Genomic DNA, 14,172 nt, shown 5'->3' on the forward strand with positions numbered 1-14,172 from the left:
AAGAGATTTACAGGCGCCGGCAGGAGACAGTTGAACGCAGCTTCGCTGATGCTAAACAACTACACGGTTATCGATATGCTCGCTACACCAGGCTTAATAGAGTGGCTGGTCAGTGTCTGATGGCTGCAACTGCCCAAAACATCAAGAAAATTGCTCAGATGGCGGCCTGAGCCTCTATTGAGCCCTCTCTACACTCCAAACCCCTTGCTTAGCCTCTGTAAATGCCCCAGTACGGTGTTTGCGAGGCTCAACCTAGATTCGAGAAACTCTCCGGCTTTTGGGTTAGCAATGCCCAGAAACAACAAACCCCAGCAAAAATGCCAGGGTTTGTCAGCGATCTGAAACCGGGGCCTTGGCTCCGGTTTTTTTATTTGCAGTACACAATTCTGGCTGTTAGCGTTGCAGCAGAAAATTCGTGGAGTGACCATGAAATACGCCAGCAATGTTTTTTTGGTGGGCCCCATGGGTACCGGCAAAACCACTATCGGCCGTCAGTTGGCCAGCCATTTGGGTATGTGCTTTATCGACCTGGATCAGGAAATTGAGGAGCGCTGCGGAGCGGATATCCCCTGGATTTTTGATGTGGAAGGTGAACAGGGTTTCCGGCGCCGGGAATCCCAGGTGCTGGAAGATCTGGTTGAGGAAAAAGGCATCGTGCTCGCCACTGGTGGCGGGGCAGTGCTGGCTGAGCAAAATCGCCAATTGTTGAAACAACATGGAGTCGTTATCTACTTGAGTTCCACACTTGAACAACTGCTGGAGCGAACCCAAAAAGACCGCAAGCGTCCGCTGCTGCAAGTGGATGATCCTCGCGAGGTATTGGAGCGCCTGATGCAAGAGCGGGAACCGCTGTATCAGGAGGTGGCGGATATTGTGGTCACTTCGCGCAACCAGCGTCCGCAGGTGGCTGCGGAAGAACTGGCGGAGCAACTACAGCCGTATCTTTAAGTACCACCTGAATCCGTGACTCCAGAGCGGCGCATAGTGCCAGCTCTTGATTCCACAGCGGTTTCAAAAATACCCACTTAACCTACGGGTGAAGCTAAGATTTTTCAATTCCACTGTGAAACCAATATCTTGCACTCTACACTCGCTCTGAAGTCACAGATTCAGGTACCTCTGTGGTAAAGTGGCGCCCCCAATAGCCGAGCCAATACGATCCGTATATGCGAACTCTTACCGTTGACCTGGCCGACCGCAGTTACCCGATAAAAATCGGTGCAGCGCTGTTGTCACAGCCAGATAGCTACACCCCCTATATCCGTGGTCGGCGCGCCTGTGTTGTCAGCAATACGACAGTGTCTCCTCTGTATCTGTCTGCTCTCAAAAACGCACTGTCAGATTATCAGGTGGATGAAGTCATTCTGCCGGATGGCGAGCCCTATAAAAACCTCGATACGCTCAACCAGATTTTCACCAACCTGCTGGAAAAACAACATAACCGCCAGACTACCCTGATTGCCCTGGGTGGTGGCGTGGTGGGTGATATGACCGGCTTTGCGGCGGCCTGCTACCAGCGGGGTGTAGACTTTATCCAGGTGCCCACCACTCTGTTGGCCCAGGTGGATTCATCCGTGGGGGGCAAGACTGCCGTCAATCACCCTATGGGTAAAAACATGATTGGTGCGTTCTACCAGCCCAAAGCGGTGATTATTGATACCGATGTGCTGGCGACTTTGCCAGCGCGCGAATATGTTGCCGGCGTGGCGGAAGTGATCAAATACGGTGCTATTAACGACGCCGATTTTTTTCAATGGCTGGAGGAAAACAGCCAGCAGTTGTTGAATCGTGATAAGGAAGCGCTGGCTTACGCCATCGAATGCTCCTGCCGCAACAAAGCGGATATCGTCAGCCAGGATGAGCGCGAAGGTGGTGTGCGAGCGCTGCTGAATTTTGGCCATACCTTTGGTCACGCTATCGAAGCGGCCGGGGAGTACAAGCAATGGCTTCACGGTGAAGCAGTGGCGGCCGGTATGGTGATGGCGGCGGATTTGTCGGTGCGCCTTGGTTGGCTGCCAGGCGAGCAGCTTGACCGCTTGCGCGGGTTAATAGAGCGATTCGGCCTGCCTGTGGCTGCACCGGCTCAGTTCGCCACTGACCAGCTGCTGGAACTGATGGCCGTCGACAAAAAAGCCACTGATGGCGGCCTGCGCCTGGTGTTGTTAAAAGCCATTGGCAGTGCGGTGGTCACCACCGATTACACCCGCGATCAGCTCTGCGAAACTCTCAATTCGGTGCGTAACTAATTCTGTATTCCTATGACTGAACTGTCTCCTGTTAAATCGAAATCTGTATTAAAAAATGACCGCTTTTTGCGCGCCCTGATGCGCCAGCCTGTGGATGTTACCCCTGTGTGGATGATGCGTCAGGCTGGCCGTTACCTGCCTGAATACCGTGCTACCCGCGCCCAGGCTGGCGACTTCATGTCTCTGTGCCAATCCCCGCAGCTGGCTTGTGAGGTGACACTACAGCCTTTGGAACGCTACGATCTGGATGCGGCGATCCTGTTTTCCGATATTCTCACCATTCCCGATGCCATGGGGCTGGAGCTGTATTTCGAAGCAGGGGAAGGGCCGCGGTTTCGCAAACCGGTCCAGAATGCTGCTGCCATTGAGCGCCTGGAAGTGACCAACACCGAACGAGATTTGTCTTATGTCACTGATGCGGTAGCGACCATTCGCCGGGAGCTGAATGGTCGGGTGCCGTTAATTGGTTTTTCCGGCAGCCCCTGGACACTGGCCACCTACATGGTGGAAGGTGGCAGCAGTCGCGATTGGGCGCGCACCAAGCAGATGTTGTACCAGCAGCCTGAAGTGTTGCACTTGCTGCTGTCGAAACTGGCAGACTCGGTCACTGAGTATCTCAATGCCCAGATTGCCGCCGGTGCCCAGGCGGTGCAAATCTTCGACAGCTGGGGCGGAGCGCTGTCACACAGTGCCTACCAGGAATTCTCCCTGGCTTACATGAAGCGCATAGTTGCCGGCCTTACCAGGCACTCTGAAGGCCGTGAGGTGCCGGTGATACTGTTCACCAAAGGCGGTGGCCAATGGTTGGAAATGATGGCTGACAGCGGCTGTCACGCTCTGGGGCTGGATTGGACCACCGATATTGGCCAGGCTCGCCAGCGAGTGGGGCAGCGTGTCGCCCTGCAGGGCAATATGGATCCGGCGGTGCTGTACTCATCACCAGAGCGTATTCGCCAGGAAGTAGGGCAGATTCTGGCCAGTTTTGACCACCACAATGGCCATATTTTTAACCTGGGCCACGGTATTACTCCTACGGTGGATCCCGCTTGTGCCGGGGCATTTGTTGACGCAGTTCACGAATTGTCTGCGAAGTATCACGCGGCTGCAGGCCAGTGAATCCCACTTAAGCATGAAATGTGACCGGTTGACTCTACTACCTTGTTTTGACTGTCTGACGCTCTACTCTTAGCGTTGTAAAGAAGTACTTTGCTGGTGGTATGTCCCACCGCAGAGTTGAACAGTCACTAAGATAGTCAGTTGCCATGAGTATCAAGCCGGTTCAAGTCAATGTGAACGAGCTGCAGTTGGGTATGTTTGTATCCGGGCTCGATCGACCCTGGACCCAGACGCCCTTCCCCATCCAGGGCTTTCTGGTTCGCTCAGCGCTGGATATTGAAAACCTGCGCGCCTACTGTGATTACGTCTACATTGACGTCACCAAAGGTCGCGCTGCGGCACCCGCAAAGCCCAGCCCGATTCCGCGCATTCACCGGGGCGAGGCGCCAGATAAAAAACTGAAATCTGCGCCTGCCCGGCCAACCGTTGCCAAATCAGCAGCTTCCGGGCGCCGTGTCGGCCAGGTTCCCCTGAAAGTACAGTACGGCGTCTATCGTACCGTAACGCCCATGCGCAAAGAGCTGGTTCAGGCCAACCGCGCGTTTAACACCCTCAAAGGTAACCTGAGCCTGTTTGCCAAGCAGCTGTCGAAAGGCAAGCAGATTGATTACGACACAGTACGCCGCTCGGTCAACTCCATGGTTGATAGTGTGCTGCGCTGCCCGGACGCCTTTACCTGGCTGATGCGCCTGCGCCGCAAAGACCAGGAAACCTACGACCACAGCTTGCGCTCCGCCTTGTGGGCAGTGCAATTTGCTCGTTTTATTGGCACTTCCAAAGAAGATATTCAGACACTGTGCACTGCTACTCTGCTCAAAGACATTGGCAAAATGCGTTTGCCCAAAGAGCTGCTCAAAAAGACCAATCGCAGTCCAGAAGAAGAACATCAATACCGCCGCTTTGTGGAATACGGTGTTGAGATGCTGCGCAATACCCACCAAGTAGAAGCGAAGGTCATTTCCGTAGTGCGTCACCACTGCGAGCGTTTTGATGGCAGTGGCTACCCGGAAGGTTTGATCGGTAGCAAAATTCCATTGTTGGCACAGATGTGTGGTATCGCCTCGGTGTACGATGCCATCTCCAACCCCCGCGAATCCGCCAAGCCGGTAGCTGCTTCCCGTGCCATCAGCCTGATCTACAACATGCGCGACCGTCAGTTCCGGGAAGACTTGGTACTGCAGTTTATTCAGTCGATTGGCCTGTACCCCACCGGCACCATGGTGGAATTGACCACTGGTGATATTGGTGTGGTTGTGGAGCAGGATCCAGATTCCCGTCTGACGCCGAAAATCGCCTTACTGGACAATCGTCAAGGTGAGGGTGAAAAAATCGTTGTTGACCTCAAGGATCAAAAGGCTGTTACAGCGGTCCTGGAACAGCGCCAACAGTTGATGCGCACGCCTGGCAAGGTGGCCATTGCCCGCGATCTGGAGCCCTCGCGTTTTGATTTTGATGTGTCAGACCTGACGCCGGAATTCCTGCAGCCCAAAGCAGAGTCCAGTGGTGGTGTTCTGGGCAACCTGAAAGATCGATTGCTGCGGCGTTAGGGGTTAACCTTACGCCGTCAGCCCCAACGCTTCCCCCATTTTTACCTCTTCTCCCTGGCCCAGCTGCTGATGCCAGTGCATGGCGTCTTTCTCGAACAACATGATGACCGTTGAGCCAAAGTTGAAATGGCCCAACTCGTCGCCTTTACTCAAGACAACCTCCGTTTCACCATCAAACGTTTGCTCGACCACAGTTCGTGGGTTGGGCGCATATTGGCCTTGCCAAACCGTGCCGATACCAGCCACCAGCATGGCCCCCACCAGAACGATAGCCACTTTGCCAGCCGGTGTTTGAAACAGGCACACCAGACGCTCGTTGCGAGCAAACAATCCGGGTATGTGGGTGGTGGTGGCCTTGTTGACTGAAAACAGGTGACCCGGAATATAACGGCTGTGAAGCAGCTGGCCGTCAACGGGCATATGCACCCGGTGGTAATCTTTCGGGGACAGATAAATGGTGGTAAAGGCGCCTTGTTCAAACAGATTGGCGTCCTGCTCGCAGCCCAGCAGAGTGTTGGCGCTAAACGTCTTGCCTTTTGCCTGTATCAGCTGGTCGCCCTGCAAATAGCCTATCTGACTGATGGCGCCATCCGCCGGGCTGGTGATGGTATTGCTGGCGCTGTCCAGGGGACGTGCCTCCGCTTGCAGCTGACGGGTAAAGAAAGCGTTAAAGCTGGCATATTTATCCAGGTCTTGCTCCAGCGCTTCTTCCACATTGATGCCATAAGCCGCCACAAAGCGTTCAATCAGCCAGCGCTTGAGCCACGGTGTTTCGCTGTCAGCCAGTTTGGCGATCAGTCGCGACAGACTGTGTTGGGGGAGTAAACGCTGCAGCGCAGCAAATAACTCGCCGGGTAGATTTTTCACGGCAGGGTTCTGCAAAGGGGTTGCCACAGTTACACCTCTACCGGCGTGTCGTCGCGGTTTCCCCAGTCAGACCAAGAGCCGGCATAAGCTCGTATGCGCGGGTAGCCGAGAATTTTTGCCACCAGATAGGTAAAGCCGGAGCGGTGGTGGGTCTGGCAGTGAGTGACAATATCTTTGTCGGTGGTGAGGCCCAACTGCTGCAGTATTTCTTTGGCGTCTTCCCGCAGGCGCAAGCTGCGGTTGGGATCCATCAGGCTGGTCCATTCGCAGTTGATGGCGCCAGGAATGCGACCGCCACGCTGAGCCAGCACTTTAGTGCCGTTATGCTCACCGGGGCTGCGAGCGTCCCAGATTGCAAAATCGTTGTTGTCCAGGCTGGCCATAATATCTTCGGCGCTGGTGAGCTGGCTCTGGTCGATAGTGACAGAAACCGGCTGGCTCTGCGCTTGATGGGGCTCGGTTTCGGTATCGAGACCTTCACTGCGCCAAGCGTGAATGCCGCCATTGAGGTAGGAATAACTGTGGTGGCCGATTACATCCAGTGTCCAGATCAGGCGCCCGGCCCAGCCGCCACCCTCGTCGTCGTAGCACACCACATGGGTGTGTTCAGACAGTCCCAGGCGGGAAAACAACGCGTCCAATTGCTGTTTGTGAGGCAAGCGGCCAGGGGCGGGTGGCTCTCCCAAAACAAGCTCTCTCGGAGCCACATGGACAGCCCCGGGAATATGCCCCAGGTTGTACTGCTCGTCGGAGCAGAGATCGACAATCAGCACGTTTTGGTCGTGCAAGTGTTGTTGAAGTTCTGTAGCTTCAAGCAGCAGGGATAAGGTCATGAAAGTGCTCAACATCGGTTAGCAATTAAGATCGCAGAGTATAGCAGTGAAGCGGATTTTGGAATTAGCTGCTCGCGCAATTTTTAGGGTCATACTATTTGGCTTTTGGTATTAACACCCTGAGCCAGTGAGGTTTCCAGACCTTTGGCCGCAGGGATAGCGGCCAAAGAGCGTACATGGACGTATTAACAGCGTGTCTGGAAACCTCACTGGCTCAGGGTTTGGGTGCATTGTGCTGCCCCCCAGTCTACAAACTCCCCAAAATCCGCCGGTAGCTTTCCAAACGCTGTGGAGAAATGTCGCCTCGTTGTTCCGCCGCCAGCAATGCACAACCCGGTTCCTGTTCATGGCGGCAGTCGCGGAATTGGCAATGGCCGAGCAGAGGGCGCAGCTCTACAAAACCCTCCGCTACCTGTTGGGGTTCCAAATGCCAGAGGCCAAATTCTCGAATACCGGGGGAGTCGATCAGACGGCCTGCGTGGTTGTCATTACTCAGGTTGAGATGAAACAATTTTGCAGTGGTGGTGGTGTGGGTACCTTTGGCCCGGGCTTCGGATAGTTCGCCGACCGCAGTGTCCACGCCCGGCAGTAATGCGTTGATCAGCGACGATTTGCCCACCCCGGATTGCCCCACAAAGACACTGGTTTTGCCAACCAGCATTTGCTTCAGAGGCTCTATTTCAAAGTCATCACCCGCTGCTGTTTTGGCGGAGAGTTTCAGCAGTGGGTAGCCAAGCTTTTCGTAAGGCTCGACCAGCTGCTCAATGGCGTTGCCATTATTGCTACTGAGAAGGTCGCATTTATTGAGCAACAAAATGGCTTCGATATTCTGATTTTCTGCCGCTACCAGATAGCGGTCAATCAGGTTGGCGAATGGCTCTGGCTCCGGTGCCACCACGATAAAAATGCGGTCGATATTAGCCGCCACCGGGCGCAGAGCACCGCGATTGTCTGGGCGGTAGAGAGCGGATTGGCGCGGCTGGGTGGCGACAATCACGCCATTATCATCACCGCTACTGTCGCGCCACACCACTTCATCACCAGTGACCACGCTGCCGATATTGGCGCGCAAAAAACAGCGTTTCAACGTACCGTGTTGCCCACGAGGCTCTACATCTGCCTGTGCACCATAGCGGGAAATGATTATGCCCGGCTGCTCTGGGCCCAGCTGGCTGTCGTCTGGCAACTGCGTTGTATCTTGCTGGGCTCGCCTGGCGCGTTGCTGTTGATTTTGTTGAACGCGGCGCTGTTGGTTTTTGGTGAGCTTGCGAGCCATAGATGGGGCTGAAAATTGCTGTAGGTTGAAACGCTAGGATATAGCATAATCCGGAGAAGGGATATGGAGACGCCGATGCTTGCCGACCTGTTGGAACAATTAAAAGACCTGCTGTTGCCACTGTCATTGATAGCGGTGGTGCTGTTGGGATTATGGTTTAGCCACTGGTTGCTGTTGCGCCGCTCTGGTGTCCATGCGGGCAACCATATGGCCCGTCAGCTGAGTTTTATGGTGTTGGTGGCGGTAGCGGTTGTGCTGATTATTCTCGCCCTGCCAGTGCCCCACGAAACCCGTAATCAGCTGCTCAGTCTGCTGGGTTTGGTGCTGACCGGTGTTATCGCGTTCTCTTCCACCACCTTTGTGGCCAATGTGATGGCCGGGCTGATGCTGCGTTCAGTACGCAGCTTTCGTACCGGGGATTTTATTCGCGTGGCAGAGCACTTTGGCCGTGTTACGGAGCGCGGTTTGTTTCATATTGAAATCCAGTCGGAAGAGCGTGACCTGATTACACTGCCAAATCTCTATGTGTCTTCCAATCCGGTGAAGGTTGTACACAGCAGTGGCACCATTGTTACCTGCGATCTGTCACTGGGGTATGACGTACCTCATTACAAAATAACGCCTTTGTTGAAGAAGGCGGCCAAGCAGGCGGGCTTGCAAGAGCCTTTTGTGCATGTGCGCGAGCTTGGTGACTTCGCTATCAGTTATCGAATTTGCGGGTTTTACGAAGAGGTGAAACAACTGCTCAGCAAGCGCTCGGAACTGCGCACGCTGGTTCTCGACAATCTTCACGGCGCCGGTATTGAAATTGTCTCGCCGACCTTTATGAACCAGCGTCAGGTGAACGAGGAACACTTTATTGCGCCCCCTCAACGGACAAAAACGGTTGACCTGAGCGACGCCAATGCCGAGACCATGATGTTTGATAAGGCGGAACGGGCGGAAAAACTGGAAGCGTTGCAAAAGGAATTGGCTCAGCTTCAGGACACGGTAAAAGCTGCCGAGTCTCAACAACAAATAACCACCGAAAATGGCGACCTGGCGGCCCAGAAGGATCGCATTGCCCTGCTGCAGCGCATTATCGAAGTGGCGGAAGAAAATGGAAAACAGCATGACTGAGCATCACAAAGACGATTTGAACCTGATATGGATCGATCTGGAAATGACCGGGCTGGATCCGGAACAGGATGTGATTATTGAAATCGCCACCATTGTTACAGACAAAAATCTCAATGTGTTGGCGGAGGGGCCGGTTATGGCTATCCACCAGCCGGACGAAATTATGAACGCCATGGACGACTGGAACACCCGCCAGCACGGCCAGTCTGGCCTTACTGAACGGGTGCGCGACAGCACCATTTCCAGTGCGGATGCGGAACGGGAAACCATCGCGTTTCTGGAAAATTATGTGGAAGCGGGCAAATCCCCCATCTGCGGCAACAGCATCGGCCAGGATCGCCGCTTTCTGGTTAAGTATATGCCGCAACTGGAAAATTACTTCCACTACCGCAATCTGGATGTCAGCACCATTAAAGAAATTGCCCGCCGCTGGCAGCCGGAATTGCTGGATGGCTTTCACAAAAAAGGCGCCCACCTGGCGCTGGATGATATTCGCGATTCTATTGAAGAATTGAAGTACTACCGGGAAACGTTTTTTAAATAGCTGCAGAACGACGGTTGTCGTGTTGTTTTAGTGCCCATTCAATATGTTCCCAAACCATTTCTGACACTTTCCCTCGTCTGGCTTCCAGGGCGATAATAATTTCCTTGGAACTTGGCGCATTACCCAAGCCCACCGCCAGATTTCGCAGCCAACGTTCATAGCCAATACGGCGGATAGGCGACCCGGCAGTGCGTTCCAGAAACTCCGCTTCTGTCCAATTAAACAGATCAACCAACCGGGTACTGTCCAATTGGTGGCGAGGTAAAAAATCCAGCTCCTGGCTGGCCTTGGCAAAGCGGTTCCAGGGGCACATGGCCTGGCAATCGTCGCAGCCAAACACTCGATTGCCCATGGGTTCACGAAACTCTTCCGGTATGGCGTCTTTGAGTTCGATGGTGAGGTAAGAAATACAGCGCCGTGCATCCAGAACGTAAGGCTCGGGGAAGGCATCGGTGGGGCATACGGTGAGGCAGGCTTTACATTTACCGCACTGATTCTGCTCAGTGGATTGATCAATGGGCAGTGGCAGGTTGGTAAAAATTTCCCCCAGAAAAAACCAGGAACCCGCGTGACTGTTCAATACCAGAGAATTTTTGCCTACCCAACCGAGCCCGGCTTTTTCCGCCAGGGCTTTTTCCATGACCGGTGCACTATCTACAAAGGGGCGCTGTTCCACGGAATGGGGCACGCTTTGTTCAATTTTTTGAGCCAGTTTGGCTAGCCGCTTGCGAATCAGCTTGTGGTAGTCCCGCCCCAATGCATAGCGGGAAATGTAGGCTTTGTCCGGTTGTTTGAGCACAGCAATCATATTGCTGTCAGCGGACAGGTAATCCATCCTTACGGAAATCACCCGCAGAGTGCCGGGGTGGAGATGCTCAGGGCGGTAGCGTTTGTCACCGTGGTCAGCCATCCAGCCCATTTCTCCCTGATAACCTTTATCCAGCCAATCCCGCAAACGCTGGCCTGCTTCGCTTAAATCCACATCGGTAATTGCCACCTGCTGAAAGCCTAGCTCCTGGCCCCAGGTTTTAATCTGTTGGGCCAGTTCGGTGTAATCAATGGCGGACGTATCTTTCATAGTGGAGTGAGCGAATGATATTGGCGAGGATATTATCATGGGGGATTCCGTATAATGAGCCTGACAATCTTGAGGGTAGGGCTTGGTTGTACTTTCTGCGACCGTGGCCAGCATGGATGCTGGCCTCGAGTCCCCAGAGATGGGTTCACGACGAGTCGCAGAAAGTACAACCGAGGCCTTGCCTGGCACCAAGCCTGAATTTAGATGAATCAAAAAAATGATAAATAACCAAATTGCCAACCAACTCTACCGCCCAAGCCAGGTTCGCGAACTGGATCGGGTGGCTATTGAAGAGCGTGGCATTCCCGGTTTTGAGTTGATGCAACGGGCGGGCAGGGCGGCCTTTGAATTGTTGCTGGAATGTTGGCCGAAACCTGAAAAACTGCATGTGTTCTGCGGTTCCGGCAATAACGCTGGTGATGGTTATGTGATAGCGGCGCTTGCTGTGCGGCAAGGGTTGCCGGTTCAGGTAATTTATCTGGGCGACCCGCAAAAACTGACGGGAGACGCTCAGCTGGCCTATGGCCATGCAATTGCTGCGGGTGTTCCCTGCCAACCGTTTGGCGAAGACAATTCTCTGCAAACTGGAGTTGTGGTAGATGCGCTGCTGGGCTCTGGTTTACATGGTTCGGTGCGGGAACCCTTTGGCAAAGCTATCCGGCAGATTAACTCCAGCCAGTTACCGGTGTTGGCGGTGGATATTCCTTCTGGCTTGTGCGGAGACAGCGGCGCTGAGTTGGGGTTAGCCGTACAGGCGGATGCCACCGTCAGCTTTATCGGCCACAAGCGCGGTTTATTTACCGGGCGCGGCCCGGCCCTTTGCGGCGAGGTATTTTTCGACTCTCTGGATGTGCCCGCAGATATTTACCAAAGTCAGCAACCTGTTGCGCAGTTGTTGGAATACGATCGATTGCGGCAACAGTTTCCACCCCGGCGACGAGACGCTCACAAAGGTGACTTTGGCCACCTCATGGTGATTGGTGGCGATAGCGGTATGGGCGGTGCGGTGATGCTGGCAGCGGAAGCCGCCTTGCGCTGCGGTGCTGGCCTGGTGAGTGTCGCCACCCGCCCGGAACATGTACCAGCGCTACTGGCGAGACGGCCAGAAGTGATGGCACTAGGGGTCAATTCCGGGCAGGAGCTGGTCCAACATTTGGCCAAACCCACGGTGCTGGTAATTGGCCCCGGCTTGGGTCAATCCCCCTGGTCGCAGCAATTGTTGCAAGCGGCGCTGGGTTGTGACTTGCCGATGTTGCTGGACGCGGATGCGCTTAATCTGCTGGCCCAAGGCCCACTGTCTTTTTCCAGCCACAATAATGACCGTGTGATTACGCCACACCCAGGGGAAGCGGCCCGTCTTTTGGGGGTTGAGACAGCGGCGTTACAAAAAGATCGCTTTAGTGCCGCCCAACAGCTTGTGAACCAAACCGGGGCGGTAACCGTTCTTAAGGGAGCAGGGACTTTGGTGTGCGATGGGGAAAACACCACAATTTGCACAGCAGGCAACCCTGGTATGGCCAGCGGTGGTATGGGAGATGTGCTTTCTGGAGTTATAGGTGCGTTGCTGGCCCAGGGTTTGGCGCCAATGGACGCTGCCCAATTGAGTGTTTACCTACACGCCGCGGCGGCAGACAAGGTAGCAGAACAACAAGGCGAGCTGGGCATGATAGCCAGCGACCTCTTTCAGCCGTTGAGGGACTTGTTTAATGAGGGAACGGGTTAATTGTTGATGGAATCGGTCGATACATACTTTGAGATAGTTGGCGAAGATTCAATGGTTGCCTTTGGAGAAAACCTCGGCAACCAATTGCAGGGCGGTGGTGTGGTGTTTCTGGAAGGTGAACTGGGCGCGGGGAAAACCACCCTGAGCCGTGGAATACTCGCTGCCTTTGGTCACGTTGGTGCAGTGAAAAGCCCTACCTATACGTTGGTGGAACCTTATCAATTTGATGACACCACAGTCTGTCATTTTGATCTCTACCGTTTGGGCGACCCGGAAGAATTGGAGTACATGGGTATTCGCGACTACTTTACGGAAGGTAATTTGTGTTTGGTGGAGTGGCCTGTGCGCGGCGAAGGCTTTTTGCCGGAAGCGGATTTGCGAGTGCGCATCAGTGTCGGTAAAGTGGGCTCTGGCCGCCGGGTTTGCGTGCAGGCGCAAACCGCCAGGGGCCAGCAAATAATAAACGGGTTGTCTCCTTGCTAAAAAGACGCATTACAGCTCAATTTGTTTTTCTTTGGCTACTGCTGTGTTCAGTTGCCTCTACCGCTTCCACTGTGGATGGCGTGCGGGTTTGGCGCTCGCCGGACAACACCCGTCTGGTATTTGACCTCAGCGCTGCAGTGGATCACCGTATCTTTACCCTGGAAAACCCCAGTCGCCTGGTCATCGATATCGAGGACGCTACCTCCAAAACCCGATTCGACAAACTGCCATTGTCCAACACGCCCGTATCTGCCATTCGCAGTGCTGCCAAAAAAGGTGGTGATTTACGGGTGGTTCTGGATTTAGGCAGCGTGGTGTCGCCGCGCAGTTTTACTCTCAAACCCAATAAGCAGTACGGCCACCGCCTGGTTATTGATCTTTACGACAAAGCCAAAGCGGCAAAAACTGTTAAAACTATTTCCGATGCGGTTAAAAACAAAGAGCGGGATATCGTTATTGCCATCGATGCCGGCCACGGTGGGGAAGACCCAGGAGCGCTGGGCAAACGTGGCATCCACGAAAAGCATGTGGCGCTGGCGATTTCCAAAGAGTTAAAGCGCATCGTCGATCGTGCTCCCGGCTTTCGTGGCGAGCTGGTACGCAGCGGGGATTACTACATTCCCCTGAAAAAACGCCGCGACATTGCCCACCGCATGCGGGCAGACCTGTTTGTTTCTGTTCACGCCAACTCGTTTACCTCGCCAAAACCCCGAGGAGCGTCGGTGTATGTGTTATCCACCAAAGGTGCTACCAGTGAAATGGCTCGTTATCTGGCCCGCAAAGAGAACAGCTCCGACCTGATCGGTGGCGTGGAAAACGTCAGCCTGAAAGACAAAGACGATGATCTGGCGCGGGTGCTACTGGATCTGTCCATGGACGCCACCTTGAACAGCAGCCTGGATGTGGCTTCAGAAGTGCTCAAAGGCATGGGGCGTATTTCCAAGCTGCACCAGAAAAACACCGAGCAGGCCAATTTTGTGGTGCTGCGCTCGCCGGATATGCCCTCCATTTTGGTAGAGACCGGTTTTATTTCCAATCCCAGTGACCGCAAGCTGTTGGTGCAAAGTGGTTTCCAAAAGAAAATGGCGAACGCGATTTTTACCGGTGTTCAAAGTTACTTTTACAAACGCCCGCTTGAAGGTACCTGGCTGGCGGCTAACCGCAATAAGGTAGAGCGGACCTACGTGATTGGTCGCGGCGACACTCTGTCGGAAATCGCCCAGCGCCATAAAGTCAGCGTTAAACGGCTGATGAGTTATAACGGCCTGAAAAGCAGTCGCATTCGCATGGGCCAGCGCCTTAAAATACCGGCTTCTTGATCCCATTGTCATCCTGAGCGC

At 54.2% G+C, this 14,172-nt stretch carries 14 protein-coding genes; 10 read left to right on the plus strand and 4 right to left on the minus strand.

Annotation, left to right across the window (positions count from 1 at the left end; genetic code table 11):
- The 5 genes from QSV34_RS09275 to QSV34_RS09295 form a co-directional block, all read left to right on the plus strand.
- Positions 1 to 170 (plus strand): transposase (locus tag QSV34_RS09275; protein ID WP_289151995.1); only part of this gene is annotated, 170 nt, incomplete at its 5' end.
- Between the two features lie 241 nt (positions 171 to 411).
- On the plus strand, positions 412 to 948 hold the full coding sequence (gene aroK, locus QSV34_RS09280) for a shikimate kinase AroK (protein WP_289154210.1): 537 nt from the start codon (positions 412 to 414) through the stop codon (positions 946 to 948).
- 218 nt (positions 949 to 1,166) lie between these two features.
- Positions 1,167 to 2,246: a 3-dehydroquinate synthase gene (gene aroB / locus QSV34_RS09285; RefSeq protein WP_289154035.1), complete on the plus strand. Its 1,080-nt coding sequence runs from the start codon at positions 1,167 to 1,169 to the stop codon at positions 2,244 to 2,246.
- 12 nt (positions 2,247 to 2,258) lie between these two features.
- Positions 2,259 to 3,362 carry a uroporphyrinogen decarboxylase gene (gene hemE / locus QSV34_RS09290; RefSeq protein WP_289154036.1) on the plus strand — a complete coding sequence of 368 codons (1,104 nt, stop codon included), beginning with the start codon at positions 2,259 to 2,261 and terminating at the stop codon, positions 3,360 to 3,362.
- Positions 3,363 to 3,508: 146 nt separating this feature from the next.
- Positions 3,509 to 4,909, plus strand: coding sequence for a cyclic di-GMP phosphodiesterase (locus QSV34_RS09295; protein ID WP_289154037.1), 1,401 nt, complete (start codon positions 3,509 to 3,511; stop codon positions 4,907 to 4,909).
- Positions 4,910 to 4,918: 9 nt separating this feature from the next.
- Here QSV34_RS09295 and asd read toward each other — a convergent pair whose 3' ends face one another.
- From asd to rsgA, 3 genes are all read right to left on the minus strand, one after another.
- Entirely contained in the window at positions 4,919 to 5,776 is an 858-nt protein-coding gene (gene asd / locus QSV34_RS09300; RefSeq protein WP_289154039.1) for an archaetidylserine decarboxylase, read from the minus strand.
- A 29-nt stretch (positions 5,777 to 5,805) separates the two neighbouring features.
- The gene (locus tag QSV34_RS09305) at positions 5,806 to 6,609 is read right to left on the minus strand and encodes a rhodanese-like domain-containing protein (protein WP_289154041.1); all 804 of its coding nucleotides are present in this window, start codon (positions 6,607 to 6,609) and stop codon (positions 5,806 to 5,808) included.
- A 247-nt stretch (positions 6,610 to 6,856) separates the two neighbouring features.
- Complete coding sequence (gene rsgA / locus QSV34_RS09310; protein WP_289154042.1) at positions 6,857 to 7,885, minus strand: small ribosomal subunit biogenesis GTPase RsgA; 1,029 nt, start codon at positions 7,883 to 7,885, stop codon at positions 6,857 to 6,859.
- Positions 7,886 to 7,948: 63 nt separating this feature from the next.
- Between rsgA and QSV34_RS09315 the strand changes: the two genes are divergently transcribed.
- Together QSV34_RS09315 and orn are read left to right on the plus strand one after the other, a co-directional pair.
- Positions 7,949 to 9,004 (plus strand): mechanosensitive ion channel family protein, encoded by a 1,056-nt coding sequence (locus tag QSV34_RS09315; protein ID WP_289154044.1) that lies wholly within the window; start codon positions 7,949 to 7,951, stop codon positions 9,002 to 9,004.
- Positions 8,997 to 9,548, plus strand: coding sequence for an oligoribonuclease (gene orn, locus QSV34_RS09320; RefSeq protein ID WP_289154045.1), 552 nt, complete (start codon positions 8,997 to 8,999; stop codon positions 9,546 to 9,548). The genes QSV34_RS09315 and orn overlap by 8 nt, the downstream gene beginning before the upstream one ends.
- On the opposite strand, the gene queG is transcribed toward orn, so the two are convergent.
- Entirely contained in the window at positions 9,541 to 10,626 is a 1,086-nt protein-coding gene (gene queG, locus QSV34_RS09325; protein WP_289154048.1) for a tRNA epoxyqueuosine(34) reductase QueG, read from the minus strand. The genes orn and queG overlap by 8 nt on opposite strands.
- Before the next feature lie 217 nt (positions 10,627 to 10,843).
- Between queG and QSV34_RS09330 the strand changes: the two genes are divergently transcribed.
- The 3 genes from QSV34_RS09330 to QSV34_RS09340 are packed head-to-tail and all read left to right on the plus strand — an operon-like array spanning position 10,844 to position 14,151.
- The gene (locus QSV34_RS09330; RefSeq protein WP_289154050.1) at positions 10,844 to 12,349 is read left to right on the plus strand and encodes an NAD(P)H-hydrate dehydratase; all 1,506 of its coding nucleotides are present in this window, start codon (positions 10,844 to 10,846) and stop codon (positions 12,347 to 12,349) included.
- Positions 12,350 to 12,355: 6 nt separating this feature from the next.
- Complete coding sequence (tsaE, locus tag QSV34_RS09335) at positions 12,356 to 12,832, plus strand: tRNA (adenosine(37)-N6)-threonylcarbamoyltransferase complex ATPase subunit type 1 TsaE (protein WP_502929005.1); 477 nt, start codon at positions 12,356 to 12,358, stop codon at positions 12,830 to 12,832.
- Entirely contained in the window at positions 12,826 to 14,151 is a 1,326-nt protein-coding gene (locus QSV34_RS09340) for an N-acetylmuramoyl-L-alanine amidase (protein ID WP_289154051.1), read from the plus strand. Before tsaE ends, QSV34_RS09340 begins: the two co-directional genes overlap by 7 nt.
- Positions 14,152 to 14,172: the final 21 nt, after the last annotated feature.

The organism is Porticoccus sp. W117 (genome assembly GCF_030341905.1).
Lineage (GTDB): Bacteria > Pseudomonadota > Gammaproteobacteria > Pseudomonadales > Porticoccaceae > SCSIO-12696.

Coding starts and splice junctions, on each gene's coding strand:
- rsgA (WP_289154042.1), bottom strand. CDS start 7,885: ATGGCTCGCAAGCTCACCAAAAACCAACAGCGCCGCGTTCAACAAAAT.
- aroB (WP_289154035.1), top strand. CDS start 1,167: ATGCGAACTCTTACCGTTGACCTGGCCGACCGCAGTTACCCGATAAAA.
- QSV34_RS09295 (WP_289154037.1), top strand. CDS start 3,509: ATGAGTATCAAGCCGGTTCAAGTCAATGTGAACGAGCTGCAGTTGGGT.
- hemE (WP_289154036.1), top strand. CDS start 2,259: ATGACTGAACTGTCTCCTGTTAAATCGAAATCTGTATTAAAAAATGAC.
- tsaE (WP_502929005.1), top strand. CDS start 12,356: ATGGAATCGGTCGATACATACTTTGAGATAGTTGGCGAAGATTCAATG.
- QSV34_RS09315 (WP_289154044.1), top strand. CDS start 7,949: ATGGAGACGCCGATGCTTGCCGACCTGTTGGAACAATTAAAAGACCTG.
- orn (WP_289154045.1), top strand. CDS start 8,997: ATGACTGAGCATCACAAAGACGATTTGAACCTGATATGGATCGATCTG.
- QSV34_RS09330 (WP_289154050.1), top strand. CDS start 10,844: ATGATAAATAACCAAATTGCCAACCAACTCTACCGCCCAAGCCAGGTT.
- QSV34_RS09305 (WP_289154041.1), bottom strand. CDS start 6,609: ATGACCTTATCCCTGCTGCTTGAAGCTACAGAACTTCAACAACACTTG.
- queG (WP_289154048.1), bottom strand. CDS start 10,626: ATGAAAGATACGTCCGCCATTGATTACACCGAACTGGCCCAACAGATT.